The organism is Chthoniobacterales bacterium, assembly GCA_036569045.1.
Classification (GTDB): Bacteria; Verrucomicrobiota; Verrucomicrobiia; order Chthoniobacterales; family JAATET01; genus JAATET01.
In genome coordinates, this window is sequence record DATCRI010000029.1 from 24,496 (window position 1) to 50,248 (window position 25,753).

Here is a 25,753-nt window from a genome sequence, read left to right on the forward strand (position 1 = left end):
AGGAAGCCGGATGCAAGCGTTCTTCCACACAGGGCTTCACACTGTTATTTTCACGGGCATGGCCTCCAGGGAATCCGAGCTTCTCGACACCTGGATCGCCTGCCCGGAATGCGCCGCCGCCTGCCGGGATCGCCCCCTGCCGCCCGGGGCCGCACTCTTCTGCCGCCGCTGCGGCGTGCGGGTGAAGAAATCCTCCGGCCAGCGCTCGCTCCAGCGGGCATGGGCGTTTGCCGCGACCGGGCTGATGCTCGTGCTCCTCGCGAACGTGCAGCCCGTGCTCACTTTCGATGTCGCGGGAAACACGCAATCCAACCTCATCGTCACCGGCGTCGCCGGCCTGCTCGATCAGGGTTACTGGCCGGTCGCCGCGCTGGTCTTTGTCGCGGGAATCGCCGGCCCGGCCATTCACCTCGCCGCATCATGCTACGTGCTCTCCGCCTGCTGCCTGGGACTGCGCTGGCCCGCCCTGCACGGTGTGGCAAAAGTTTGCGAGATCATGGAAGGCTGGAACCTCGTTCCGGTCTATGCCGTGGCCACCGTCGTCGCGGTCGTGAAACTCGACATGCTCGGCACGGTGGCGTGGCAGCAGGGAGCGCTGTGGATCGTGCTGCTGTCGCTCTGCTCTCTGCTCACGTCGCAATTCTTCGACCGAGACCTCGTGGAGCGTCGTCTGAAACAACTCGAATGAGCACGCGCGGCGCCGACTCCCATCGCCTGCAACTCGCGCAGGCCCTCGTCGTCACCGGACTCATTCTCTACGTGCCGGCAAACGTCCTTCCCGTGATGACCATGACCGTCGTGGGCGACGTGGAGCCGCTCACCGTGCTCGGCGGCGTCCAGGAACTCTACGATTCCGGCCTGTGGCCCATCGCGGGCATCGTATTTCTCGCCAGCATCGTCGTGCCCTTCTGCAAGCTCGCGTGCCTGAGCTGGCTGCTGCTCATGCACGGCAGCCCGCGCTGGCAGCGACAGCGGGGCGCCCTTCGTCGCATCGTTCACACGGTCGGGAGCTGGTCGATGGTGGACGTGTTTCTCCTCTCGATTCTCGCGGCCGTCGGACAGCTCGGCGCACTGGCGAGTGTGCAGGCGGAGCCAGGCGGGCTGTTCTTTGCCGCGGTGCTCGTTTGCACGCTCTTCGCTTCGGAGAGTTACAACTCGCGCCAGATCTGGCAGACCAGAGAAGCAACCACATGAACGAAGAGAGCAGGGCAGAGAGGGAACCCGAAGACCACGGCCAGATCGTGACCCGGCCGGGCTGGCGTATCTCGTGGGCATGGCTCTTTCCCGTGCTCGCTGCCGCGGCCACCGCGTGGCTTTTCTGGACGAACTGGAAGTCGAACGGCCCCGAAATCGAGGTCGTCTTCGAGAGCGCTCCCGGCATCCAGGCCGGAAAAACGCCCCTCCTCTATCGGGGCGTCGTCGCCGGCACCGTCACCCATGCGCGGCTCGATGCCACTCTCGACAAGGTCGTGCTCACCGTGCGCCTCAAGGAATTCGCCGCCGCGCTGGCCAGCGAAGGCACCGTCTTTTGGATCGACCAGCCCGTCGTCGGCCTCGGCGAAACCTCGGGCCTCGACGCGCTCATCCAGGGCAATTCCCTCCAGGCCCGCCTAGGCGGCGGCGCGCCGACCACGCATTTCGAGGGCCGCGATCGCGTGCCGGTCACGCCGCTGGAATCCCCCGCACTCATCCTGAAGCTCCGCGCCTCGAACATCCCGTTCCTCGACCGCGGCTCGCCCGTGTTCTACCGCGGCGTGCAGGTCGGCGTGATCGAGGACAAGGCTCTCGACGCGTCCGGGAATCCCTTCCTCCGCGCGCTCATCGAGAAGGAATTCGCCGCCACCGTCCGCAACAATGCCCGCTTCTGGCCGGTGCCCGCCACATCCATCCGGGTCGGCCCCGGCGGGGTGAAACTCGACATGCTCGGCCTGAAGGCAATCCTCCTCGGCGGCGTGGAATTCGATATCTTCGGCGTGCCAGGCGCCGAGGTCCCGGACGAGACCGAGTTCACCCTCTACCCGGACGCCTCCATCGCCCGCGCGACCGGCGAGCCCGTGCACATCACCTTCCGCGACGGCCAGGGCCTCGTTGCCGGCCAGACCGAGGTCCGCCATCTCGGCGTGGTCGTCGGCACCCTGGAGTCCGCCCGGCTCGACACCGCCAGCGCGACGGTGGACGCCGTCGTTCGCTTCCACCCCGACTTCGAAAAACTTCATCCCGCCGGCACCACCTTCACGCTCATCCGTCCGCGCATCTCGCTGGAGGGCGTCTCGGGCCTCGAGACCCTCATCGGCGGCCCCTACATCGATTGTGAACCCGGTCCCGCCGGAGAAATCGCCACGACCTTCGCCGGCCACACCATCTCGGACGACGGCCTCGACACCGCGGAGTCCGAGAAATCGGGCGTTCACATCACCCTGCGTGCGAAAACGCTGCCGAATCTCGCGCCCGGCGCCCCCGTCCTCTACCGCGGCCTCCTCGCCGGAACGGTGAAGGCGAAATCCATCGACGCAAAGGGCGAGCCAGTCCTCGATGTGGTTATCCGTCGCAACTTCGCCCCAGCGCTGGCTCGAAACGCGCGATTCTGGTCCGTGCCGCCGGCCGCCGCGCAGGCCGGCCCCGGCGTGCTGAAGATCGACGTTGCCAGCCTCCAGACCCTCCTTCAGGGCGGCCTCGCCTTCGACGTCTTCGGATCTCCGGAGCCCGTCGCCGAAAATGGCGCGACCTTCGATCTCTTCGCCTCCGAGAAGTTCGCCCGCGCCATTTCGCCAGCGATCCAGATCACGTTCGAAAACGGCCAGGGACTTCTCGCGGGCGAGACGCAGGCCCGCTACCTTGGCGTGCCCGTCGGTATCGTCGAGGCCGTCCGCGCCAGGGATGGCAAGGTGCAGGCGACCGTGCGCTTCGAGGCCGGCTACGACTTCCTCCGCCGCGAGGGCTCGGACTTCTCCATCGTTCGCCTCGACGTCTCGCTGAATGGCGTATCCGGCGTCGAGACCGTCGTCAGCGGCGTCTACATCGAGTGCGTGCCCGCCCCGGGCGGCCGTCTCGCGGAGAGTTTCTCCGCCGTCACCCCGGCAAAGGCCGAGTTCCAGGAGGAAGCGGAATCGGATTTCGAAGTCACGGTGACCACCGCCCGCACGAACATCGCCGTGAACGCGCCCGTGACCTATCGCGGCATCGAGGTCGGCAAGGTCGCCCGCAAATCCCTTTCGCCCGACGCCCGCAAGGTCTCCCTCGCCGTGATGATCAATCCGCTCTACGCCAGCCTCATCCGGGCGAACACGAAATTCTGGGACGCCGGCGGCATCCGCGCCTCGCTCGGCTTCTTCGCGATCAAGGTGCAGACCGCTTCGCTCGACGCCCTCGCCCGCGGGGGCATCGCCTTTGCCACGCCGAACGCGCCGAACATGGGCGCCACCGTCGAGCCCGGCCACGAGTTCGAATTGAACGCCACCCCGCGTCGCGAATGGCTGGAGTGGGCCCCGGCCCTTCCCTCGCGTTAGGCCGCCATCTGCGTGCTCGGCGGCATTTTCATCACATCAGCGCTTCGTCACGACCCCGCCGCTCTCCGCGGCGTCGGGCTTTTCGATCCGAGAGGTCGAATTGGGCGCCAGCTCGATGACCGCTCCCTTTTGAGCCTTCGCGAACCACTTGCTGTCCTTCACGTCGTTGTGCTCGACGATCGCGCGGGCTCCCGCTCCGTCAGCCAGCACGAACACCGTCGACTTCCGGCTCACGTTGTTTCGCACCGTCACCGTCACGCCGGATTTCACCCGCACCGGCTTGACGCAATCCTCGAAATAGCAGTCCTCGATCACGATGTTCTTCCCGGCATTGAGCTGGATCGCCTTGTCCTTCGCGCCGCGGAACGCGCAATTGCGGATGATCAGATTGTCCGCACCATTGGCGGTGATCGCGTCCTCGCACACTTTCGGGAAGATCACGTTCTCGATCACTGCGTTCTTCCCGCTCACGTGGATGCCGTCCGGCGCCTCGACCACCACCGCGTTGCGCACCGTCACGCCCTCGCCCTGCACGGAGATCACCGGCTCCATGTGTTCGTTCTGCGAGCAGTCGCCCTCCCCGGTCCACTTCAACGCGTCTCCACCGAAGCTCACCGTCCGGCCATTCTGAGCGAAATACTGGATCGCATTAAACTTCCGCGTTTTTTTCGGCTTCTGATCGAAGACGGAGGCATCCGGGGCCGCAATTGCGGGCAGAGCCAGCAGGAGAAAAAGCAAATACCGCATTTCCCTTCATCGTCCGCGACCGGGGCCTTCGCAAAAACAAAAATGGCCGGGAGCGATCCCGGCCAATCGGCATTCAAACTGTTCGGCGTTCCCTAGAGTCCCGCGAGAAAGAGATCCACGTTACGCGCATTGTCGTGCAACTCCGCAACGAAGCGGGCGCATCCCGCCTGCGCATCTCGCAGCGCTTGCGGATCACCAAGGAGCTCCGTCGCGCCCTTCACCAGCGTCTCGAAATCGCCATCGGCAAACCGTCCCGGCGCGAATCGCTCGAACAGATCGTCGGGGTTCACCGCCAGCGAAAGCAGGGCCGCAGTGCCAAGTCCGGCCTGGATGAAGCTGTTCGGCCAGCCTTCGAAGGAGGACGTATTCACGAAAATCCGCGCCGCATCATAATGCGCCTGGATCTCGTGATAAGGAACGCGCTCGATGAACTCGAGGTTGGCGAGACCCTTCGCGCGGGCCGCCACGGCTTCCCACAAGGCCACATCCTCCCGCGGACAGATCATCCGGCATTTCGCCGCAGGCATGCGCGTCACGAGATCGAGAAAAAGGTGCGGCTGCTTGATCGGCTGGCAGCGAGCGACCCACAGCAGGTCGATCGCTTTTTCCGTCGGCCGCTCCGAGCGGCGCGGCAGGATGAGATTGCGATACAGTCCGCAGGACAGCCCCTGCCGGGCAAACTGCGCCCCCTGGTAATCGCTCATGGCGAAACGCCGGTCCGCCCCGCGCACGCCGGCCTCGAAGAAGGCGCCTCGAAGCGGATTCTCCCGACGAAACTCGCCGTTCACTTCGGTATCGAGTCCGCAAATGAACACGAGCCGGCTCCCGGGCACGCGCACGCGGTGCAGAAGATACAGCCACGTCGTCCATCCGAGAATGAGCACGAAGTCAGGTCGCTCATCGCGGAGCAGCGAAACCACCCGAGGCACCGCCCGCAGCGTATCGAGCAGACCTCCGGTCTGAAACCGGCCGCCGTTGCGCGTGCGCACTCCCTCGAAAACAAGGCCGTCGCGCTGTCCGCAGTCGCCGCCAATGATCACCACTTCGTGGCCGCGACGCACGAGTTCCCGCGCCAGCAGCGCCACCTGCAACTCCGCGCCGCCCGACACGCGATCGGTCGATGGATCCAGCGCCAGATGCGCGTAACTCGAGAGGAAACAAAACTTCATTTGCGCACCGTCGCGGCTGCCATTCGCACCCAGGGCATCCGAGGCAGGCTGGCCCGATCGTAACGGGCCAGCGCCCGCAGGAACGCCCCCCCTGCACCCGCTCGGCAGGCCCGATAAAAAAGGGAGTAATGCTGCTCGGCGCGCAGGCGGGCAAATCCGGCGCCCATTCTTCGTCCCCGCAGGAAACCCCACTCCAGCGCCTTCACCGCCTCGAAATACGTCTCCCAATCCGCGGGCAGATCTCCGGCCCAGGCCTCCGCAATGGCGCCTCGCTCCTGCCCACCGAGACCCGGGGCCATTGCAGCCATGTGGTCTTCCAAGATTCGTCTCACCGCCGCCACGCGCTCCCCGCTCTTCTCCGCTCCGGCCATGATCGACGCGGAATGCAGCCGGTATTTCACGAGCGGCTGCCGCAGCGTCACCACCGGAAACTCCGCGGCCACGCGCGCCCAAAGATCGAGATCCTCGCAGGCCGGGCGATCCCGGTAGCCGCCCAGTCGATCGGCAATGATTCCCCGTCGAAACAACACACTGCCATGCGCAAACGGCGCCCGAAAACAGAGGTCCCACGCCACGAGGTCAGCGTGCCCGCCGGTGCGCCAGCGACCGCGATACCGATCGGCTTCGTCGATGAGCAGCGCGTCTGCACCGATCAGCGGAACCGCCGGATTTCCTCGCACAAAGCTCATCTGCGCGGCCAGTCGTCCCGGCGCGCTCAGGTCATCGGCATCCTGCCGCGCAATCCACTCGCCCCGCGCCTCCGCCAGCCCGTGGTTCAGCGTCGCGACCAGACCGAGATTCTGCGGATGATGCAGCACCCGCACGCGCGGATCGCCCGTGGACTCCAGAATCTTCCGGGTTTCATCCGTCGAGCCATCGTCGATCGCCAGCAGCTCGAAGTCGCAGAAGCTCTGCCGCAACACGCTGCGCAGCGCCGCGGGCAAATGACGTGCGCCGTTATGGACCGGCAGCAGCACGGTCACCGCCGGGGATTTCATCGCGCCAGCAATCCCGCAAAAATTTCCGCGTGGCGATCCACCCATTTCACGCGATCGAAACTGGCCGTCGCTCGTTCGCGAGCCGCTTTCGCAAACTCGCCGTGCCGGGACATGATTGCCGTCACCGCTTCGGCAACCTGTTCGGGATCGGGCGCGTGGTCGCCAGTCCAGTCATCGGGCACCTCGACCAGTCGCCCCGCCTCTTCGCCGACGAGCTCCGGCATTCCGCCGCTCCGCGAGCCGATCACCGGGAGGCCGCAGGCCATCGCCTCGATCGGCACCGTCGGGCACGGGTCCTTGTATTTCGGATGCAGCAGCACGTGAGCCTGCCGGTAAAGCCGCGGCGCCTCGGCCTGCGTGAAACGCGGCAACAGCCGCACGCGATCGCCGAGTCCGCTCCGCGAGACATACGCCGCCACCTCGCGATCGCCATCCGGCCAGCGAAACTCCCCGGCAATGGTCAGTCGCACCGACACCCCCCGACGCACGAGCGCGGCTAGGGCATCGAGCGAAGCGCGCACGCGATAGAACGAGTGATTCGTCCCCATCGCAAGAAGCTCCCAGACATTCGGAGGCGGTGGGGACGACGCCGGCGAAAACACCGCGAGGTCGACGGGGTTCCAAAGCACCTCCGCCGGCGCCGTGACCGGGCCAAGGTAGCGATCCGCGCAATCCCGGCAGAACGCGCTTTGATAAACGACGTGATCAGCCTGCGCGATGAGTCGTCGCATGGGTTCGTTGAACCACGGATACTGCGTGCCGCTCCACGCGGGATAGGCGACGCCGTTCTGATTCCACACCACGGGAATGCCTCGCCGTTTCGCCCACGCGACCAGCTCTTCCACGTGCGGCACGAGATGCAGCACGCTGCTCACGAGATAGAGGACGTTGAACCCCTCGCGCGCTTCGCCGAATCGGTCCCGCAGATGCGCGAGCTTCACGCCGCCGCCGATCCGGGCCTCGTTCTCACGCACCGGCGGCTCGATCCATCCGAAGTTCGGATGAATACCCTCGCCGGCTTTCGGCGGCAGGGCCTGCAGGCGCCGACGAAAGGTCGCCCGACCTGGCGCGTGATACGCCAGCCGCGCCGCGGCGACCGCCTCGTGCCGCGCGCGTTCCCACGCGGACACCGGCTCGACGATCTTCACGCCCATGGCAGATCGCGGCCCAGCAGTCGCGCGAGTTCGGCATTACGCGGCGCGAAAAAGGCGCGCAACTCTGCCTCGGTCTCCGCCGGCATCCACTCCTTGTAATCACCCTCGCGAGCAATCGGCAGCGAGGACAACGGCACATTCTGCAACCCGATGTGCTGGATCGCGCGATTCGTGATCGCCAGCGGATCCGCGAAAAACTCTTCGCTGACGAGAAAGAGACATTGTTCGCGAGGAAACACCTCCAGCCACCGCTCCACGGCCCTCGCATACCAGCCGCACAGGACGTAACGGGCGGGGTGCCAGGCCTGCCGCGCAGCGGAGTCCACGATCGGCAGCACGGTCGGATCGTCGAGCCAGCGCATCGCGCTCCGCACCGTCGCGGAGAAATCGGCCCTGTCCGAACCGAACTTGCGAAACATCTGGAAGTCGGACCACGCCCGCTTGACGGGATCGCGGAACAGAAAAATCAGCCGGGCGTCGGGCACGACATCGCGCACCTCGCGCGGCGCCACGGGATTCGCGAAATATTCCACACTGCCGTCTCCGACGAGGAACTTCGCTCCGGGCCAGCGAATCGGGTAATTCATCGCCGCCCGCAGCCGGCTTCCCGGCCAGTGCACGAAGTTCGTGGGCTCCTTGCGCTGGCCGCGCCGCACCTGCGGGTGCGTCACAAGAAATTCGTAGAGCGTCGACGTGCCGCACTTCGGCGCGCCGGGAATGACGAACGACGGAAGCGGACGCAGCGGCGCCGTGGCGAGACGAAACGCCTTCTCGATTTCAAATCGCAGATCCGGGGGCCGGCTCATGAATTCACTTCCGCTCTCATTCTCGTCGCCATCCTGCCGCAGACCGCCGGCCAGGTGAAGCGCTCGCTCACCATGCGCCGACCGGCCTCGCCGAACTGGCGGCGCAACTCCGGAGAGCGCAACAGACGTTCCAAAAGCCCGGCGAGTTCTTCCGGCGCGCCGAGCAGGCCAGTGACGCCGTCGGCAACGCGTTCCGCATTCCCGCCCACGCGCGTGGCAACGACCGGCAGTCCGTAGGACGCAGCCTCGGCCAGCACCGACGCGGAGGGATCCATGCGGCTCGGCAGGCAAAAGACATCCGCGGCGCGGTAGCACTCCGCGACACGGCCGGGATCCAGCCGGCCAAAAATCTTCACCCCGGGCTCCGTGATCGTCGGAGAACATCCCACGATCCACAGCTCCGCGTCGGGGTTCTTCGCCCGCACCGCACGGAATGCGGCGACGAGTTCGGGGCCGCCCTTGCGCTCCCAATCCACCCCGACAAACAGGATCACCCGGCCGCTTCGCTCGCCAGCCTCGAGGCCGTCGGCACCGGCCACATTGCATCCGGAAAAGACACATTCCACGCGCTCCGAAGGCACGGAATAATCCTCGATCACGGACTGCGCCGCGAACCCGCTCGACACGAAATTGCAGTTCGTTCCGGCATAGAGCTCGCGTTCCATTTGCCGCCAGGCCGCGGGCACGGGCAACAAGGGTTTCGGCTCCGGATAGCGGAGATTCGCGAGATACGTGTGGTCGGTATAAAGAAAATGCGGCACTCCGGGGTGCCGCGCGTCGAAGAGCGATTGCGTCTGGAAGATGAGCGCCGTGTCGGCCGGATCGACCCTCGTCCGAACCCATTTGCGCACCCCTTCCAGCACGACGGGAATGCGCGGGAAGAAGTCCCGCGGCGGCTGGCGTTGCCGAAGAATCCGGCCACCGTAGCGCACTCCGGACTCGGCCGTCGCCCGCAGCCACAGCGCCGGGTTTGCGCCCACGATGTCGCGCTCCACGTCGACTACGGTCCATTCGAGCTCGGAAAATTCGGCGCGCAGGCCAGCGAGCACGGCGTCATTGATCAGCGAAAACTCCCCGATCCGGAAGAAGAAGGCGCACCGCTTCATTCCGTTTCGCGATCGCAGACTTCCGAGACCCACGCGGCATGCTGCGCGGCCACGACACGGGTTTCGTAGTGGTCGCTCACCGTGTTGCGCGCCGCTCTGCCGGCCTGCCGAAGGGCGGTCTCGTCGCTGAGGAGATTGTCAAAAGCCTCGAGCCATTGCGCGGAACTTTCCGCGATCGCAATCGCACCTGAAGACGAGCGCTGCGCGGCGTCGATGTAACTGGGAACCGGACTCGCGATCGCCGGCAGCTCACACGCCATGCCGAGAGTGATCTTCCACTCGGTGTGCGATTGATTGTAGGGCGTATCCAGGAAGCGTGGCGACACGATCACCCCGCCGGCGCCATACAGCTCCAGCAGTCCCCGCACGTCGCGAAAGCGATGAAAGGTATGCGGCACGCGTTCGAGGAACCGCTCGAAGCGCTCTCGCACCTCGGCCGGCCAACGGCTCCGCGCGGTGGCGACATCGTCGGTGACGAGCTGCAAATGGATCCGATCGGCTCGCGCGAGAAACGCCTCCTCCGCGGCCAGAAACTCGAACAACTTCGCGGCCATCCCGCTCCACCAGACCTGCAGACGTCCCTCGCGAAATGGCTCCCGCTGCACCGTCGTCGGGCACAGCCCCAGGTCGACATTGTCCGGCACCCATCGGGCCCGGGGATTATAGGCCCGGCAGACTTCGGTGAGATGACGCGACGATCCGATCACGCCATCGGCGAAAGCCGTCATTGCGATGGCGTCGGCCCGTTGCTGCGATGTCGGGACCATGGCGTCCAGCCGGGCCGCGCCCTCGAATCGCGTGTAATAATCGACGTTTGCCTCGAAGATGACCTTCGTGCCGGCCGCGCGCAGTCGGCGGGCAAGCGCGAGACAATGCGGTCCCATCGATTTCAGGAACACGACCGCTGCATAGCGGCGCCAGGGCCGGTAGAGCTCGTAGCGGGGAGCGGACGTGACATCCCGAAGCGCCGCAGCGAGCGCCCGGAAGCGCATGAAACTCATCGGCGATCCCGCGTCGTCCCATCCGGTAAGGAGCCGATGCGGGGGCATGCCTCGCGCGAGGGAGGCCAGCTCCGGCACGCGGCTGTTCACAATGAAGCCGACGCGCCTCACGATCCGGAAATGGCTGGCGAGAGAAACGCGGCGATCGATTCCGTGACGAGCGGCCCCCGCGCATATTTCTGCTCCTTCCAATCCTCAGCGCGACGTCCCGTGATCGCCGCGCGAACGCGAGCGACCAGCTTCCCCAGGCTCCAGGCGTGACGATCCATGATGTTCCGCCGGGGGGTGACCTTTCCGGCGTCCCGCGACGAACGATCGAGAAAGCAAAGATGCAGACATCGAAAATCCGCGTCCGCCCAGGTCGATTGGTCGTGCAGATTCAGGCGCTTCGTCGCATCGAAGCCGGAGCGGAATCGAATCTCGCCACCGTGCAGTCGCTCGACGATCTTCCCGTTCCACGCATCGATGGCAGCAAAGTTGTAGAGCTTTGTCATGCTGCGGCACGGCGGAGCCAGATGGCCGTCGGCGATCACGCCCGCGAAATCGAGCCGCTTCACGTTCAACACATTTCCGAAGACGGCCCACCACGCGTCGAACTCACCAGCCTCGAGACGAGCCCGCATTCGCCGCAGGCCGGCAGGATCGTAGATTTCGTCGCCGTCGACGCCGAACACCCATGTATTGGTGCCGGCGTAGGCCTGAATCATGCGATGCGACTCGCCGGAGTCACGGCAGCGACGCACGACCAACTTGCGCCCGAACTCACGGGTCAGCCGCCCAAGAATGACGGTCGTCTCGTCCTGCGACTCGTGGTCGCACACAAGAAATTCATCGCAGAAGTCGATGGCATTCCGGATCGCCCATTCGACGAAACGGTCCTCGTCGCGCACGAGCATGATGCCGACAATCTTCACGCAAACTTCAGCGGCTCGAGGATCTCGATCCAATCTTTGCGGCCAACGATCGAGAGGAAGAACAACGCATTGGGATTGATGACGCCCTTGCGCATGAGCCCGCTCCAGATCAGCGGATACGGGCCGTGGTAGTAGTGATGGACACCGAGAATGCGGTCGTCGATCGCGGCGCGCGCCTTGTCTCCGGCGAGCGTCCGCACGGCATAGCGGTAGAGGTCCGTCGTGCCCTTGAAGCGATTCAGCAGGTCGGGATACCTCATCGCGGCGTGGGAGCTCCCTTCGATGCGATAACAATGCGCGGTAAGTTCCGGCGGAAGTCCGGCATCCTTCGAACCGCCCCGACGCTCGAACGCCCATGGCGTGTGTTCGGTCTCCGGCAGCCATGCAATCAACCGGTCGAGCAGCTCGCGCAGGGCGTCGACCCTCCAGAGAGCGGGATGCAGCGGGTATTTCCAGAGGACCTCGGGGTCGCAACGATCGACCTCCCAATCCCGCCAGCGGACGATATTTCCCTGCAACGCGCGCCCCTGGCCATAGCCGGACAACGAAATGCTTACCGCGCCGAGTTCCTTCATCATCGCCGGCAGGGTCTCGTTGAGATGCTGCGCGTGGCAGCGGCCAAGCGGAGGATGGTCTTCGAGGATCAGGTAGACCTGCGAAAAGCCGTCCGCAATGAGGTCGTCGCACGCGGACCGGGTCACCTTCATCCAGTCGCGCGGATCGTCGCGCAGCGGCAAGGCCATGGGATCGCCCCCGAGACCGCACAGGCGCAGCGGCGGTGCGTCTTTCCAGAACTCGCGCAGACGTTCCCGCGTGAATTCCATCAGCGGGCGATACTTCTCGCAGGTCGAAATGAGGATGCAGGTATTCACAGGCGTCCGGACTCGACGACGAGCCGTTGAATCGTGTCCGCAAAATCGAGGACCATGCGCTCTCCCGAAGGCAATCGCTCGAGCAACCGGTGCCGGAGATCGCCCAGCCGGTCGACCGCCTTGCGCACCGCGCCCGCCACATCGTCGCGAAAACCGATGCCGTAGCGCTCACCGGCCTCGACGATCCCGCCGCCATCTTCGTGATACACGAGCGGCAGCCCGCATTGCGCACCCTCGACATGATGCATGCCGCACGGCTCCCACCGCGATGCGGTGAGGTAAAGATGGCACTCCCGCAACTTTGCGGCGAGCGGGGCCCCGACCATCGGACCGAATGTCTCCGTCGCCTTCCAGGTGATCTCTTTCGGCCAGCGCCCAATCACGCGGAACGCGACGCCGGGCAGTTCACCGGCCGCGATCAACTCGTCGAGCCGCTGATAAATGTCGTAGCCCTTCAGCCAGTTGTCGGACCAATGGTGGGTCACGATACGCACCGTCTCACCCGGCCCCGGGAGGTGATTGCCGATCGGGTGATACACGCGGGAGTCGGCCCCGTTGTAGATGATCTCGTGAGGCAGGGCAGGATCATACCACCGCTCGACGAAGTATTCCTTGAGCCACTGCGAGATGAAAACGGTGTGGTCCGCGAGAGCATTCGTGCGGCGCAGCAAATCGTCGATATCCGCCGTGCCCTTGCGTTGATCGCACTCGTTGATGCGATGCAAAATCGGCACCTGCGGGTTCGCCTCGCGGAATCGCTCGAGCTCCGGAAGGCCGAACTTCTTCGCGGGATGGTCCCTCCGCGGGTCGATCACCAGGACGACATCCGGGTCGGCCCGCAGGTCGAAGACAACGCGCCAGCCACGACGCCACATGCAGTTCGAGAGCTGCGAAACGAAGTGGCCCGCGCCACCCCAGGAGGCTCGCGGAGGCACGAGACTGATGGCCAGCGTGGGTTTGGGTTTGGAAAAAAACATCAAAAAAATCAGGGAAGGAAAAGAGCGCCCAATCGGCGGGAAAAATCGTCGATCCGACCATGCCGGCAGGCGGCCTCGCGAGCCGAGGCTCCAACCTGCGCTCGAAGCGCTGGATCGTCCAGCAGGCGTTGCAATGTTGTCCGGAGAGCGTCGGACGAACCGGGGTCCACCAGAAAAAGATCGCGCCCGTCGACAAAGTCCTCCCCGGTCCACAATCCACGCGTGCGGGACAGAATCACCGGGCGACCGCACGCCATGGCCTGCAGCGCGACGCTTTGTCCGGAAGGCTGGATCGCATCCTCGAGCGGAACGACGACCACAAACGCGCGCCGATACAACTCGCGCAACTCCTCGTCAGTGACCGCCGGCGCGTGCCAGGTGCCGCGCAGATGCTCGACGTGGGCCGGCAGGGGGGGCAGCGGTCTCCCGGTCACGATCTTAACGGGAACGGAAAGATCCTTCACCGCCGCGACGAGCGTCGCGTAATCGCGCCGGCCGTCATTACCCACCGCCAGCACGAACTCCGGCTCGCGCGGGACGGGCGTCCAAAAATTCACATCCACGCCGAACGCATTCGCGTGCACCCGCTCCGGCGCGACCCCGCACTGCCGGATCGTCTCGGCCCGCTCGGCATCGGCAAACAGAACGACCTCCTGGTCGCGCATTACCCGCTGCGTCGCCTGCTGACGCGCCCCGCAGAGCGGAAAATTCACCAGACCACAGTGGATTCCGACGATCCGAGCTCGGAGAAAGCCGCGCAGCTTCCAGAGCGCGAGGGCGTTTGCGTGCGAGGTCGAAGCGGCAACCACGACATCCACGGCCTTCAATCGCCCCAGCACGCGGCCGATCGCGACGACATGCTCGCCTCGTGTGCGCACCGGGGTGCGCGCATCGAAAAGCCGGTTGTAGATCCCCGCGAGGACCGAGCGGCGCGGCTCCGGAGCGTCGATGCAGACGACATCGTGGCCTGCTCGCGCGAACTCCACGGCCCCGTAAAAAAAATCGGACGGCACCCGACCTTCGAGCGCCGCCGGCCACCGGGCCTCGCGCCCACCCGCATAAACAAAGGCGATCTTCACCGGCCGGCGCTGGAAAAAATTCGCCGCTTCACGAACCGCAGCACCTGCTCGGCGAGCACGAAGGGAGAGACCGCCGCGTGGATCAATCCCCCCACCCAACGGCCCGGCGCGGAGAGAATGCCGAAATGCCGGGCGGTGAGCTGCAATGCGCTCGGATAAAACATGCGGATGCCATGGCTCGCGTTCACCCATCGCTCGAGTTCCTCCATCTTCGGGCCGCGCCCGTGAATGATGCGCACGCTGCACCGTCCGACCGCGGCAGGCATGACGGTGCGGAGATTGTATTCGGGCGGGAGCACGGAAAACGTGAGCGGCGAGCGATAGAGGGCTTCTCGAAAAGCGGGCTGGTCGCTGTCCATCTTTCCCGTCTCGGCGACCTCCTTCTCGTAGAGCCGCAGCCAGTCCTCGAAGAGCGCATTCATCTCCGGCGAGCGGCGGTAGGCCAGCACTCCGGTATTCAGCTCCGGGAAGCAGTTTGGCGTCACGAACGGGCGATCGTGGCGATAGGGCGCGTGGGCGAGCGCGAGATCGACGCGGTCGAGGATCTCGAAGAGATCGGGCACCGGGGCGCAGAGATACGTGTCGGTATCGAGGAAGATCGTGCGCTCGAACGGCGTGTCGCAAAGGGGGGCGATCTTGTCGATGAAGGAATGGCGCGGGTTCGCGATCGGTCGCACTTCATCGAACACATCGGCCGGCAGATCCGCCTGATCCGTGTAGACGATGATCGGAACGCCGGGCATGTGCCGCCGCACGGAACGCGCCGACACGAGCATTTCGCCGACGTGTCGCCGCCCCGTCGCGATGTAAAGAACCCCTGTTTGCATCCGGCGTTATGAAGAGCGCGACTCGAACTGCCGCGGCCAGCCCTGCACCATCACGGGAGTGGAGCGGAAGACGATTCGCCGCAAGACTTCGTCGGTAACCTTCTCCGCAAGGCGGGAATCGAGCCGTCCGACAGCCGTGCGGATGCGATAGGACAGGAAGTTGAAATCGAGCGGGCCGTTGTGATGCCGCCCAATCTCGGCGATCTCCCGCATGCGCTTCCAGCCGCCGGTCGAGGTCTTCGTGTCGTCGTAGTAACGGATCTCGGCAAGCGTCTCCTCGATGGCAACGACGTCGTCGCACTTCGCCGCGAGGCGAATGAGGAGGTCCCAGTCCATCGCATAGTGGAGATCCTCGTTGAGGCCACCGATCTCGAGATACAGGTCGCGACGAAAGAACATGGCCGGCTGCACAACGCGGTAGGCAGTCCTGAGATGGCGCCGATTGAAGGGGCGAAACGGCACGGTGTAGATCTCGCGGCCGTCGCGGTCCATCTTCGCCCCACGTCCAAAGACGACGCCGGCCCGGGGGTTGTCGCGAAAGGTCTCGCCGACCGTCAGCAAGGCGCCCGGCCGAAAGCGGTCATCGGAATTCAGCCAGCAGGTGATCTCGCCAGTTCCAAGGCGAACGCCCTTGTTGATGCCGTCGCTCTGGCCGCGGTCCTTCTCGCGAAGGATGCGCATGGGCAGGCGGTCCGCCCAGCGCGCGAGAATCTCGGGCGTCGCGTCGGTCGACATGGCGTCGACGACGATGTGCTCGAGATTCGGGTAGGCCTGCGCCTCGATGCTGGCAAGCGTCTCCTCGATGAACTCCGCCTGATTGTAGGTCGGCGTGATGACGGAAATTTTGGGAAGCATGGATGGTCCCTCGCTAGAAACCGGGCTCCTCGCCGGGGTCGTCGGATTGTTCGCGAATCGCTCCGGTCGCCAGGCACTTCATGACCTTGGCGAGATTCTGTTCAGCCTGTCGGGCGGCGTTCGTCTCGCGCTCGAGCGCAGTCTCGAGCTGAGCGATCCTGCCGATGAGGGAGTCGTGCAGCGCACGGGTGCGGGTCGCCTGTGCCGCGAAACGCTGATCGGCGCGCCGGAAGACAAACCACACCGCCGCGGCCGTCAGTCCGGCATTGGCGAGGAACACGAGAAGGATGATCCAGATCATGACGCCGACGCCTCCGCATGGGTTTTCCAGCGCGCCCGGAATCCCGCAATCTCTTCGTCCGAATAAAAATGCCGGGCCACGCGCGAGCTGTAAATTGCGTCGAGCTGGCGGGCGTCGATTCGCAATTTCTCGCGAAAGCTCTGGTAGAGGTCCGAGTAGGCCTTCGTGGAGCCGTCGTTCGAGCGCTCGCGCTCGAGCGAGAAGGATCGATCGAAACCGGCAGCGAACTCCGAACCAGCAAACCATTTCTCGAGCGCCGGCAGGAAGACTCGCGGCAGGTCTTCGAGACGAAGCAGCATCAGTCGCGTCGTTCCACGCTGGAAGAACTGGTAACCCTGTTCACGATCGAACGGCCGGTCGAAGACATCGATGCCGAAAACGCCGCGCAGCTCGCGATCGAACCACCGATCGTAGAGGCCGCCGCGCCACCGGGTCTTGAAAAGCTCGATCAACTCGCCGACGAGGAGGTCGTTCTCGGCGGGCGTGACAGGCGCATCCGAGGCGACCGAAGGCTTCAGCACGCGCTCACAGATCCGGCGCCCCTCGGCGGAGAGGCGGAAGATCCATTTGCGGTCCAGATTCTGGAAGAAGGCGGAGACGTTCCGGCCCATCGGCTCGCGCACGAGCGAGATCATCCACCAGTCGCGAACGAGTCCGCCGGCGCCGAGAAACTTGCGCAGTTCCACGCTGCTGACGAGATGATCCGAGAGCTTGGTGCGCGGCGAATCGGGATGATCCATCCATGCGACGAGGGATTTCAGCAGCGCGACCTCGTCGAAAACGTGGGTCTGGTGCACCCGGCGATCGGGATACATGCGCTGGAGCACATGGGCAACGGTGGTCGAGCCCACCTTGCCGACCTGATGGACGCAAAGAATCGAGGAACTCACGGCTCGGGCGTCTTCAATTCGTGGATCCGGCGATCGACCTCCTGAAACCGTTCCAGATTCTGGATCGAGGTCTGCGTCAATCCCCGGGCGACCTGCGTGAGGGCGTGGGCCGCGCGCCTTTGCTTTTCAAGCTCCTTCCCCTGTCGACGGAGATCCTCCCTCGCCTCGAGCAGACGGCCGTGGGCGCGATCCAATCGCTCGATGCGCGCGCGCAAGCCGTCCTCGCCATTGAGCTGGCCGTAGATCCGGCGTTCGCTCTCGCGAAGAAGCTTCGTGAAGTGCGCCCGCAGGAACAGCCCAAAGACCACCAGCATCAACGCGGAGATCACCAGGCTCCCGCCAAGCGACAGAAGGAGAATCGTCGAGGGACTCATGGAACAGAACCGGCCGGGGCGCCAATCACCGAAGCCTCCCCGGCTCCGGACCACTTGCGGGAAAACTCCGCAATCTCCGAGTCGGTATAGAAATGACGCACGCCGGGGGATTGATAGATGGCTTCGAGATCGCGAGGTTCGAGCGCAAAAGCGTCGATGAACCCGCGGTAGAGGCGCGCGTAGGACTTGGTCGTTCCGTCATTCGCGCGCTCGCGCTCGAAGGCCTCGCCATGGGTCGGTGTGACCGAGAAACCCGACCCCTCGAGCCACTCGGCCATTCCTCGGCGGAAGACTCCGCGCAGGTCTTCGAGACGAAAGACGCCGAGACGCACGCGCCCGGCCTGATAGATCCGGTAACCGGCCTCGGTCGGGAACGGCTCCGCAAAGACGTCGATTCCGAAGACGCTTCGCACCTCGCGGTCGAACCACGCGCGATATTTCTCGCCGTGGTAGCGGGTCTTGAAAAGCGCGAGGAGGTCCTGGATCAGCGCCGCCATTTCCTCGTCATCGACCTCGGCGGCAGAGGCGTTCGTGCCAAGCATTCGCTCGCAGACGCCCCGCGTCCCCGCTGGCAGCTCGTGCATCCAGTGCCAGTTGAGGTTCTGGAAAAACGCCGAGATGTTGCGAGCGACCGGTTCGCGCACAGCGCTGAAAAGATACCAGTTTACCGGCAAGCCGGGATGCATGAGGCGCCGGCGCAGCTCGATACTGCTGACGATGTGATCGTGCAGCTTCACGTCCGGCGCGAGCGGATGATCGAGCCAGGCCTGCATCATCGCCAGCACGCCGGCTTCGCTGAGCACGTGCGTCTGGTAGATCGTCTCGCCGGGCAGGATTTGCTCGAGGCTGCGGACAAGGCTGGTGGACCCGACCTTGCCGACCTGATGGACGCAGAAGAGATTCGGGATCATTGACCGGGGGAACCAGGCGCGGCCGCAACCCGCGGAAAGGGCCGCAGGCTCGGAATGTGATCGTGCCGTGGAACGAGCGACCGCGACTTCATGCTGAGGTTGCTGAAATGCACCGCGCCGGCGGATTCCCAGCCTGGGCGACCGAACTCCGCACAACCGGCCAGCGATTCGAACATCCATGTGTTCTTCGTGAGAATCATCATGTCGGAAACGTGCAGCTTGCCCTGCAACCGGTCATCCGGCGCCACGGCATAGGCTGCGAAAAAGCGCGCAACGCGTTCGTATTCCGCCGCGGTGCCGCTCACGAGGCACGGCACGCTGCGTTCGTAGAGCGCCAGCCGGCCGGCAGGACGCGGGGTGAACCCGTAGTTCACGACATCGTAGTCGCACATGAAGCCGCCGCCCGCCTGGGCAACGGCGAGCCAGCGCACGTAGCAATAATAGTCGAGCTTGCGGCGGTTGATGCTCGGCAGATCGCGGTAGGCCAGAAGCATGCGTGAGACTTCCTGATCGACGCGCACCGAGGATTCATCGAGCACGATGGCCTCCCATCCATTGGCCTCCCAGCTTTCTTGCCAGAGCTTCACCAGCGCGGCCTCGTGCTCGGGAATCTTTCCATCGATCGGCGCGCAGAATGTGTAAACGACGGGCCGGTCCCCTCGCTTCACCTCGACCGGCCGGATGAAATCGCGTCGGACGAGACCGGGCACGTAGGACGTCGTGATGTTGCGGAAGATCTTTTCCGCCAGTTCCCCTTCCCGCATGAGCAGCTCGAGCGTTTCGCAATGCTGGTCGTAGTAATCGGTGTAGCTGATGTTGAAAAAGCCGGGGTGCGCTTCCTTCGCGGCATCCATTTTGTCCGCGATCTGCGAGGGCGCGTGATGGCTCCAGAAATACGTCTGGCCCTTGTCCGAGCGACCGTCACATCCGCCGATGCAGATTTCGCGGGCGAGCGTCGCCGCAACCGGCAGCATGAGCATCGTGAGGATGTTACCGGTCTGGTTGACCTGGTAATTCTCGAGCAGATCGAAATTGAAGCTGCCGAGCTTGTGGATCGGCACGCCAATGATGCGCGGGAGGACGTCCTCCGGAAAATGGGCGCAGTAATACGGGTAGTGCGTGATCGGCACCACAGCGTAGAGCGGATATTTCCGCATCGCATCGAGAAGATTCCGCCGGAACTCCGCCGCGTAGCCGGAGCAGCCGGCGTGAAAAACGGGATCGCCGCAGCACACGATCGAGGGCCGAATCCTGCCCATCAATCGCTCGTTGCGAATGAGGCTGTTCGATACGACCCGCACGCCGTCGAGCAGCTCCGCGTCGGCGACTTCCTCGAGATTCGGGCCGGTGCCGAAGACGTAGGCGCGCCGGCCGCCGCCGATCTTCGCGGCCATGTCGGCGAACTTCTGGCGACATTCGGCGATCACCGCGCTCCGGCAGGCGCCGAGCAGCCGCGGCACATCCAGCCACGTCGAGGCCTCGCGGGCATAGGTCTGCCGATCGACGTTGAAAAACGTGCGTCCCCCGCGGCGAAAGACGCCGTAGGAAGTCAGCCGGCTCGGCGGATCCCACAACTTGGAGTCCCACACAAGCACGATGTCCGCTTCGGCAACGAGCGCGCGTTCGTCGTCGATCCCCTCGACTTCGCGGAAGGTGAAAAGATTGCGCAACCGCGTCCGGCAGGCGGCGATCTCCTCGTCCATGTAGGCGGGCAGGCCCTCCTGAGCACCCATCCCCGGCTTCACGGGAATCGTCACGCTCCGGAGCTTGTCCTTCACGGGGCTGAGATACCAGCTCGCGCGATAAACGAGATCGGCCAGCACCTCGGGATCCGAAACGGTGGGCAGAAAGGTTACGCCGACCGCGCGTTTGGCGCCAAACGCGGCGATGGCCGGCCCCATCACGCCGCGCCGGGGCGGAAAGGAAATCAGGCGTTCGCCGAGCGAGAAGACGCGGGCCAGCTTCGGCAAATAATTCCGGGTGCCGGGCGATGCGGAGGAGGAGGGCATATCCGAACGAAAGTTAAGGTTGCGTCTTCGAAACGATCAGCCGGCCCTGGAGCGACCGTTCGACCTGACGACTCTCCCGCCAAAAGAGCATCAAACGCCGCCGCACGTCCAGACGAAGGATGGCGGCGAACAACGCGCGCAGATGAGTCGGGGAAAGCGCCGTGACGAGAGTCTCGGTGCGGAACCACGCGAAAGTCTTCGCGGTTTTCCCGCCACCGGAGAGGCCCGCATACCACGCCTTGCGAAGGTAGAGCACGGGATCCTTGATGGTTCGTGGACACTGGATCGCCGCGGGATCGAGCGCCAGCAGCACGCCAGGCTGGGTCGCCGGGATCTCTCCGGGGGCGGCAACCTCGCGCAGACCGCGATAATCGGGCGGCCATTGCTCGCCGAGGAACGGATAGCGCGCACTCCAAAGGAACCGCACCGGCTTGTCGGCGAGCAGCCCCTTTGCCGTCGCCCAATTGTCCGCGGGGTTCGATCCCTCGCCTGCGAAAACCAGGGCCGCCACCGTGGTGAGCGGGAATGCAGACGGGATCGCCCCACCGGCGCCGCGCAGGACGATCGTCCGCGTCTCGACTGAATACCGCGCGGAGAGATCGGCCACGGAAGGATTCACCAGAACGTCCCAGCCGCGCGCGACGAATTGCTTGAGCAACCGGGGTGCGATCTCGCCGAAGACCACGGCCACCTTGGTGGATGCCGCCGTCGCGAAGAACTGCGCCGCGACTTCGCAGTCGTTCAAGGCCATCCGCTGGAGTCGCGAATACGGGCCGAGCAGCATCCCGTCGAAGATTCCCGTCGCGCGGGGCAGTCGAGCCACAAGGTCCTGAAATTTTTTGCGAATGTCGTCGACGTTCAACTCGGCGAGAGCCCGCGCGCGGGCGGCGAGCGCTTTTTCGCGGAAGAGATCCGGCTGGCGGCTCAACTCGAGCAACGATTCGCGGAGCCGGGTTTCGTCGGGCGTATCGACAAGCACGGCGGCGCCAAGATCGGCGGCGCGGCGCACCGTCGCGATGCCTGGCGGACCAAAGACGATCAACGGCACGCCCGACGCGAGGCACTCGGGCAGCTTGTTGGCCATCGAGTATTGCGTGTAGGTGCGCGTGCGATCGTCGAAATTGTAGGCGATAAGCAGGGCGCCGGCGCTCCCGAGCAGTTTCGGGTAATCGGCCCACTCGACCGACGGCAGCACGGTCACCGCCGGCAGATCGCGGAAAGTTTCCTGCGCAATCTTGATGGCGGCCGGCAGCGCGTAGATCTCGAAGCGAATCGCGATCTCCCTGCTGAGCGCACTGACGACGCGGGCAAACTGCCCGACGCTGGCCAGCGTCATGTCGTCGGTGAGGCCGCCACTGTAGCGAATCACGAGCGGCTCGTCGGCGCGGCGAGAGGCGGGCGGTTCCGGCCAGTCCGCGGGGTCGATGCCGTTTGCGATTGGAACGAACTCGCAGCCGTAGCGCTCGCGATAGGCATCCGCCATTGCGTCGGAAATGCCGAGACGCACCGCAGAGGCGGTGAAAAGCTCACGCAGCGCCGGATCGATGCGGGCGAACGTGGCGGGATTCGTCTCTCGCAGGCGCTCGGGCCAGTCGTCCATCACATGCGTCACGACCGGCACGCCGAGGCGTTTCACGAGCTTCATCCCGAGCTCGAAAAACTCCGGGGGGCTGTCGGTCGGGCGGAAGTAGATCAGCTCCGGCTCGAAGTCCAGACACTCGCGAAACACCTCGTCGCTCGTGAATTTCGCCTCCCGGAGCGGCGGGTGGTCCGCCAAGGTATGCAGGCGAAAATACGTCGCATCGCGCGTGCTGAGCGGGCGAATCTGCAGGATCTTTTCCGGCGCCCAGCGCTTGAAAAGCGTCGCCTTGAGCTGGCCGGTCGCGTTGCGGGCGCCAAGCTCGGTGAAGTCGATGATGAGCGTGCGCGGGAGGTTTGCCGGGCGGCGCTCCAGCGCGGGAATGAACGACGGCGTGACCGTTCCGTATTCGCGCCCGGTCTTCTCGCCCTCGGAGATCAGTTCATCGAGCAGCCGGCAGTGGTCGAGGTAATAGTCGTTGTAATCGATTGCGAAAAACCCCGGATGCACGCCCTGGATGTTCTCCATCTGGTCGTTGATCTGGGTGCGCTTGTTGTGCGTCCAGAAATACGCGTCCTGGTTGAGCGGGCGTCCGTCGCAACCGAGCACGTAGATCTTGCGAGCCACCGTCGAGGCCAGCGGCAGCATGAGGTAGGTGAGAATGTTCGCGGTGGTGAAGACGCGAAACTCCGCCTCGAGATCGAGGTTGAAACCGCTCGGCTTGTCCGAAGGAATGCCGATCGTGCGGGAGCGCAGCTCGGGCATGGCGTCGGTGATCAGCCCGTAATACTTCTGCGGCACGATGATCGTGTAATCGTGGCGACCGCAGGATTCCCGCAGCTTCGCGCGGAAGGCCGCGGCGTATTTCGACGGGCCGTAGTGGAAGATCGGATCGGCAAAGACAAGGAAACGCGGGCGCACCCATTCCATCAGCTCCTCGTCGAGAATCGCGCTGTTGCAGACGACCGAGATCGCCCCCTCGAAATTCGTTTCCTTGAACGCCGCCAGCGAAGGCCCGGTCGCGAGGCAATAGGCCGTCTCCGCGCGCCCGACTTCCGCGAGGCAGGCCGCGAACCGCGCTCGGCATTGCTCCGATTCCGCGTCGCGATCGGCGCGCAGCAGGAAGTTGACCTCGATCCAGTTGCCAAATTCCTGCCGGGTGCGGGCGGCGTCCGCCGCAAAGACGCGCCGGCCGCGAATCGCCTCCGCCCAGGCTTCCGCGGAAATTCCGGGAATCTCCGGCGGATCCTTCACGAGGAGGATCACGTCGCTCTCGGCGACCCGTTCCAAAATGTCTGCAGCGGTCGGCGCAGCGACAATGCGCACGCGCGGTCGCAGGGCCGGGAAGATCGCCGCAATCGCGGGATCCATCGATTCCGGCACGCGCCATTCGACCGAGCCGAGGGCGGCATCCGTCGTGAAAATGACGACATCGTGGAAAGACGCCAGGCCGATGGCCCAGGCCATGCGGGCGAGCACATCCTGCAGCTCGACCTCGCTCTCGATGAGCGGGACAATGGTGATACGACGTCCGCTCATTCAGTCAGCGAGGAGCCCCCGAAACGGTCACGGTTTCAATCATCAAAAATCTGCGGTTCGACTACGAACTCCAGCGCTCAATCACGAGGGGCATGGCGGCACGCACGAGGATCAGCCCAAAGAACAGGAGCACAAGCGCCAGTCCGAGCGAGCCGAAAAACTGGGGAAGCACGGTCAGATGCTCCCCGGACACCAGCTGACGGGTCGTTGTGACAAGGTAAGTCATGGGGTTGATGCGACTGGCGAGCGCGTAAAAGCCGCCGGGTGGAAGGGCCTTCGCGGCAAAGACGGCCGGAGTGACGACGAGCCAGCCTTTCTCGATAATCGGGATCGCCAGCGCGATGTCACGGTAGAGCAGGCCAACCGGCGTGAGAAACAGGCCGATCGCGGTGCCGAACATCGCCACGCCGACCAGCGCCGGCAGGCCGAGGAGCGTCGTCGCCTTGAACGGCAGGCCGAACCACAGGAAGGCGAAGGTGATCAGCAGCAATTGGATGACCATCATGATGCCCAGCTTCACGAGGCTCGAGAGAATGATGGCCTCCGGCGGCACGACAACCTTCGTGACGACGCTGCGATAGCTTCCGATCACCTGGAGCGGCCCGCTCACCGCCGCAGCGAAGACCTGCCAGATGGACATGCCGATGAGGGTGAACGCGATCGTGGGAATTTTCGATTCACCGAAATTGATGAGGTCGTTCTGCTGCGCCACGGAGAGACCGACGGCCACCACGATGGGTGGAGCGATCATCCAGAACAATCCGAGCAGCGACTGCCGATACTGGGCGCGCAAGTCGCGCACCGCGAGGATGAGGGCCAGCTGCCGGCTGCCGACAGCATCCCGCCACATGTCGCCCAGCAGTTTCCACGGTTTCAGCAAGGCGCTATCCGCGCCGTAAACGTGGGTTTCGTAATGTCCGCTCTTAAGACTCATAAACTGATCAACAAATTTCCGGGACGGGAAGGAGAGCAATCATGCGGCCGCAGCTTCAAATTGCGACCCCAATTCCGCCTCACTGCCCCGATTTTTTTCCCTTTGTCAGCATGGCAACCAGTCGCTGCACCTGCTGCCGTTTCGCCCGGAAATACAGGCCGGCCAGCAGGAACCCACTGCGGTGCCGACGCTCGTAATCCGCGAGTTCTGCGCGGGCCTTGACGGTTTTCTCGCGAAAGCTGGTCGCCTCCGCGCGCGAGTCGGCGAGGCTCGTCTCGAGACGACCGATTCGTCCCTTGAGGCCCTCGATCTCCACAAGCAGGCGCTCGATGCGCTGGTCGCGCTGCTCGATGTGCCCGCGATTGAGGGTGATGCGATTGAGAAACTGCCGCGTGCGCACGTTCAGGCTGGCGTTCCACCCCGCGAGAATGCTCCGCGTCCGCTCGGGCAGGTTAGCGCCACGTGCGGCGAGCGGTGCCAGTCCCGACATCCGATCGAAGCGCTCCAGCGTGAGCGCCTCGCTGGGCCGATTCCCCCCAGTCGGGGAATGGACCACGAATCGCGAGATGCAGCGGGGCGTGATGACGATCCGCGCGTGCAGGCCGTGAGAAATCATCCACGCGGAATCCGCGTCATGTCCCCAGGCCTCGGGGAACGGTCGGGCCGCGAGAAATGCCCGCCGGTAGAGATTACTGGCGCTGCTGCCGAGGACCGTCTCGGGAACCGCGCTGGTGGAGAGGATGAAGGCCTCCACCGGATCGAGGAGACAGGGCTCCGTGTCTTCCAGTTCGTCGCAGAGGTGATGAATCGGCCACTTGCGCGGGTGCGGAACTCCATTCTCGTCGAACATCTCCGGCGGCGAAAGCACCATATCGGCCGCGGTTTCCTGCGCCACGGCCAGCAGATGCCCAAGGCCGGTCACATCGATCGCATCGCCGACGGTCGAAAAGTAAACGAACTCGGCGCTGGCCCGCGAAACCGCAAAATTCCAAGCCTCGTAAAGCCCGGGTGGCCGCGCGTAAAATTCCGCATGCGGCAGGTCGGACAAGCGCTCGCGCAGGTATTCGAAAGTGCCGTCGTCGGAGCTGTCCACGACGATCACCTGCGCCACGTCGGGCAGCCAGGCGGAAATCGCGTCGATGTGCGGCTCGATGGAGCCCATCGCATTGCGCGTGGGCACGATCACGGAAATCGGAAGCGTCATC

The 25,753-nt window shown here is 64.7% G+C and carries 24 protein-coding genes; 3 read left to right on the forward strand and 21 right to left on the reverse strand.

The window, feature by feature from the left end; genetic code table 11:
* Positions 1–58 precede the first annotated feature (58 nt).
* Genes VIM61_06145 through VIM61_06155 form a run of 3 tightly spaced genes read left to right on the forward strand, consistent with a single transcriptional unit; the run spans position 59 to position 3,506 of the window.
* Positions 59–688 carry a paraquat-inducible protein A gene (locus VIM61_06145; GenBank protein ID HEY8899974.1) on the forward strand — a complete coding sequence of 210 codons (630 nt, stop codon included), beginning with the start codon at positions 59–61 and terminating at the stop codon, positions 686–688.
* Complete coding sequence (locus VIM61_06150) at positions 685–1,194, forward strand: paraquat-inducible protein A (GenBank protein HEY8899975.1); 510 nt, start codon at positions 685–687, stop codon at positions 1,192–1,194. The genes VIM61_06145 and VIM61_06150 overlap by 4 nt, the downstream gene beginning before the upstream one ends.
* Complete coding sequence (locus tag VIM61_06155) at positions 1,191–3,506, forward strand: MlaD family protein (GenBank protein HEY8899976.1); 2,316 nt, start codon at positions 1,191–1,193, stop codon at positions 3,504–3,506. Before VIM61_06150 ends, VIM61_06155 begins: the two co-directional genes overlap by 4 nt.
* 36 nt (positions 3,507–3,542) lie before the next feature.
* On the opposite strand, the gene VIM61_06160 is transcribed toward VIM61_06155, so the two are convergent.
* From VIM61_06160 to VIM61_06260, 21 genes are all read right to left on the reverse strand, one after another.
* Positions 3,543–4,253 (reverse strand): pectate lyase, encoded by a 711-nt coding sequence (locus tag VIM61_06160; GenBank protein ID HEY8899977.1) that lies wholly within the window; start codon positions 4,251–4,253, stop codon positions 3,543–3,545.
* A gap of 92 nt (positions 4,254–4,345) precedes the next feature.
* Positions 4,346–5,422, reverse strand: a complete 1,077-nt coding sequence (locus VIM61_06165) for a glycosyltransferase family 4 protein (GenBank protein ID HEY8899978.1) — start codon at positions 5,420–5,422, stop codon at positions 4,346–4,348.
* Positions 5,419–6,420: a glycosyltransferase gene (locus VIM61_06170; GenBank protein ID HEY8899979.1), complete on the reverse strand. Its 1,002-nt coding sequence runs from the start codon at positions 6,418–6,420 to the stop codon at positions 5,419–5,421. Before VIM61_06170 ends, VIM61_06165 begins: the two co-directional genes overlap by 4 nt.
* Complete coding sequence (locus VIM61_06175; protein HEY8899980.1) at positions 6,417–7,574, reverse strand: glycosyltransferase family 4 protein; 1,158 nt, start codon at positions 7,572–7,574, stop codon at positions 6,417–6,419. The genes VIM61_06170 and VIM61_06175 overlap by 4 nt, the downstream gene beginning before the upstream one ends.
* Complete coding sequence (locus tag VIM61_06180; protein ID HEY8899981.1) at positions 7,565–8,380, reverse strand: sulfotransferase domain-containing protein; 816 nt, start codon at positions 8,378–8,380, stop codon at positions 7,565–7,567. Before VIM61_06180 ends, VIM61_06175 begins: the two co-directional genes overlap by 10 nt.
* A complete protein-coding gene (locus VIM61_06185) occupies positions 8,377–9,486 on the reverse strand; it encodes a glycosyltransferase family 4 protein (protein HEY8899982.1) in 1,110 nt (369 codons plus the stop codon). The genes VIM61_06180 and VIM61_06185 overlap by 4 nt, the downstream gene beginning before the upstream one ends.
* Positions 9,483–10,598, reverse strand: a complete 1,116-nt coding sequence (locus VIM61_06190; GenBank protein ID HEY8899983.1) for a hypothetical protein — start codon at positions 10,596–10,598, stop codon at positions 9,483–9,485. The genes VIM61_06185 and VIM61_06190 overlap by 4 nt, the downstream gene beginning before the upstream one ends.
* Positions 10,595–11,401 carry a glycosyltransferase family 2 protein gene (locus VIM61_06195; GenBank protein ID HEY8899984.1) on the reverse strand — a complete coding sequence of 269 codons (807 nt, stop codon included), beginning with the start codon at positions 11,399–11,401 and terminating at the stop codon, positions 10,595–10,597. The genes VIM61_06190 and VIM61_06195 overlap by 4 nt, the downstream gene beginning before the upstream one ends.
* A complete protein-coding gene (locus tag VIM61_06200) occupies positions 11,398–12,273 on the reverse strand; it encodes a hypothetical protein (protein HEY8899985.1) in 876 nt (291 codons plus the stop codon). Before VIM61_06200 ends, VIM61_06195 begins: the two co-directional genes overlap by 4 nt.
* Positions 12,270–13,250 (reverse strand): hypothetical protein, encoded by a 981-nt coding sequence (locus VIM61_06205; GenBank protein ID HEY8899986.1) that lies wholly within the window; start codon positions 13,248–13,250, stop codon positions 12,270–12,272. Before VIM61_06205 ends, VIM61_06200 begins: the two co-directional genes overlap by 4 nt.
* 8 nt (positions 13,251–13,258) lie before the next feature.
* Complete coding sequence (locus VIM61_06210; GenBank protein ID HEY8899987.1) at positions 13,259–14,329, reverse strand: glycosyltransferase family 4 protein; 1,071 nt, start codon at positions 14,327–14,329, stop codon at positions 13,259–13,261.
* On the reverse strand, positions 14,326–15,156 hold the full coding sequence (locus VIM61_06215) for a hypothetical protein (protein ID HEY8899988.1): 831 nt from the start codon (positions 15,154–15,156) through the stop codon (positions 14,326–14,328). Before VIM61_06215 ends, VIM61_06210 begins: the two co-directional genes overlap by 4 nt.
* 6 nt (positions 15,157–15,162) lie before the next feature.
* Complete coding sequence (locus VIM61_06220; GenBank protein HEY8899989.1) at positions 15,163–16,011, reverse strand: glycosyltransferase family 2 protein; 849 nt, start codon at positions 16,009–16,011, stop codon at positions 15,163–15,165.
* A 13-nt stretch (positions 16,012–16,024) separates the two neighbouring features.
* Complete coding sequence (locus VIM61_06225) at positions 16,025–16,312, reverse strand: hypothetical protein (GenBank protein HEY8899990.1); 288 nt, start codon at positions 16,310–16,312, stop codon at positions 16,025–16,027.
* On the reverse strand, positions 16,309–17,202 hold the full coding sequence (locus VIM61_06230) for a putative capsular polysaccharide synthesis family protein (protein HEY8899991.1): 894 nt from the start codon (positions 17,200–17,202) through the stop codon (positions 16,309–16,311). The genes VIM61_06225 and VIM61_06230 overlap by 4 nt, the downstream gene beginning before the upstream one ends.
* Positions 17,199–17,576: a hypothetical protein gene (locus VIM61_06235; protein ID HEY8899992.1), complete on the reverse strand. Its 378-nt coding sequence runs from the start codon at positions 17,574–17,576 to the stop codon at positions 17,199–17,201. Before VIM61_06235 ends, VIM61_06230 begins: the two co-directional genes overlap by 4 nt.
* Complete coding sequence (locus tag VIM61_06240; protein HEY8899993.1) at positions 17,573–18,487, reverse strand: putative capsular polysaccharide synthesis family protein; 915 nt, start codon at positions 18,485–18,487, stop codon at positions 17,573–17,575. Before VIM61_06240 ends, VIM61_06235 begins: the two co-directional genes overlap by 4 nt.
* Entirely contained in the window at positions 18,484–20,496 is a 2,013-nt protein-coding gene (locus VIM61_06245) for a hypothetical protein (protein ID HEY8899994.1), read from the reverse strand. Before VIM61_06245 ends, VIM61_06240 begins: the two co-directional genes overlap by 4 nt.
* A 13-nt stretch (positions 20,497–20,509) precedes the next feature.
* Positions 20,510–23,614, reverse strand: a complete 3,105-nt coding sequence (locus VIM61_06250; GenBank protein HEY8899995.1) for a hypothetical protein — start codon at positions 23,612–23,614, stop codon at positions 20,510–20,512.
* A 61-nt stretch (positions 23,615–23,675) separates the two neighbouring features.
* The gene (locus tag VIM61_06255; GenBank protein HEY8899996.1) at positions 23,676–24,548 is read right to left on the reverse strand and encodes an ABC transporter permease; all 873 of its coding nucleotides are present in this window, start codon (positions 24,546–24,548) and stop codon (positions 23,676–23,678) included.
* A gap of 79 nt (positions 24,549–24,627) precedes the next feature.
* Entirely contained in the window at positions 24,628–25,752 is a 1,125-nt protein-coding gene (locus tag VIM61_06260; GenBank protein ID HEY8899997.1) for a glycosyltransferase, read from the reverse strand.
* Position 25,753: the final 1 nt, after the last annotated feature.

Bases quoted from the DNA above. Each gene is read 5' to 3' on its own strand.
- VIM61_06145 (HEY8899974.1), top strand. From the start codon at position 59: ATGGCCTCCAGGGAATCCGAGCTTCTCGACACCTGGATCGCCTGCCCG.
- VIM61_06150 (HEY8899975.1), top strand. From the start codon at position 685: ATGAGCACGCGCGGCGCCGACTCCCATCGCCTGCAACTCGCGCAGGCC.
- VIM61_06155 (HEY8899976.1), top strand. From the start codon at position 1,191: ATGAACGAAGAGAGCAGGGCAGAGAGGGAACCCGAAGACCACGGCCAG.
- VIM61_06160 (HEY8899977.1), bottom strand. From the start codon at position 4,253: ATGCGGTATTTGCTTTTTCTCCTGCTGGCTCTGCCCGCAATTGCGGCC.
- VIM61_06165 (HEY8899978.1), bottom strand. From the start codon at position 5,422: ATGAAGTTTTGTTTCCTCTCGAGTTACGCGCATCTGGCGCTGGATCCA.
- VIM61_06170 (HEY8899979.1), bottom strand. From the start codon at position 6,420: ATGAAATCCCCGGCGGTGACCGTGCTGCTGCCGGTCCATAACGGCGCA.
- VIM61_06175 (HEY8899980.1), bottom strand. From the start codon at position 7,574: ATGGGCGTGAAGATCGTCGAGCCGGTGTCCGCGTGGGAACGCGCGCGG.
- VIM61_06180 (HEY8899981.1), bottom strand. From the start codon at position 8,380: ATGAGCCGGCCCCCGGATCTGCGATTTGAAATCGAGAAGGCGTTTCGT.
- VIM61_06185 (HEY8899982.1), bottom strand. From the start codon at position 9,486: ATGAAGCGGTGCGCCTTCTTCTTCCGGATCGGGGAGTTTTCGCTGATC.
- VIM61_06205 (HEY8899986.1), bottom strand. From the start codon at position 13,250: ATGTTTTTTTCCAAACCCAAACCCACGCTGGCCATCAGTCTCGTGCCT.
- VIM61_06215 (HEY8899988.1), bottom strand. From the start codon at position 15,156: ATGCAAACAGGGGTTCTTTACATCGCGACGGGGCGGCGACACGTCGGC.
- VIM61_06220 (HEY8899989.1), bottom strand. From the start codon at position 16,011: ATGCTTCCCAAAATTTCCGTCATCACGCCGACCTACAATCAGGCGGAG.
- VIM61_06225 (HEY8899990.1), bottom strand. From the start codon at position 16,312: ATGATCTGGATCATCCTTCTCGTGTTCCTCGCCAATGCCGGACTGACG.
- VIM61_06235 (HEY8899992.1), bottom strand. From the start codon at position 17,576: ATGAGTCCCTCGACGATTCTCCTTCTGTCGCTTGGCGGGAGCCTGGTG.
- VIM61_06240 (HEY8899993.1), bottom strand. From the start codon at position 18,487: ATGATCCCGAATCTCTTCTGCGTCCATCAGGTCGGCAAGGTCGGGTCC.
- VIM61_06245 (HEY8899994.1), bottom strand. From the start codon at position 20,496: ATGCCCTCCTCCTCCGCATCGCCCGGCACCCGGAATTATTTGCCGAAG.
- VIM61_06250 (HEY8899995.1), bottom strand. From the start codon at position 23,614: ATGAGCGGACGTCGTATCACCATTGTCCCGCTCATCGAGAGCGAGGTC.
- VIM61_06255 (HEY8899996.1), bottom strand. From the start codon at position 24,548: ATGAGTCTTAAGAGCGGACATTACGAAACCCACGTTTACGGCGCGGAT.
- VIM61_06260 (HEY8899997.1), bottom strand. From the start codon at position 25,752: ATGACGCTTCCGATTTCCGTGATCGTGCCCACGCGCAATGCGATGGGC.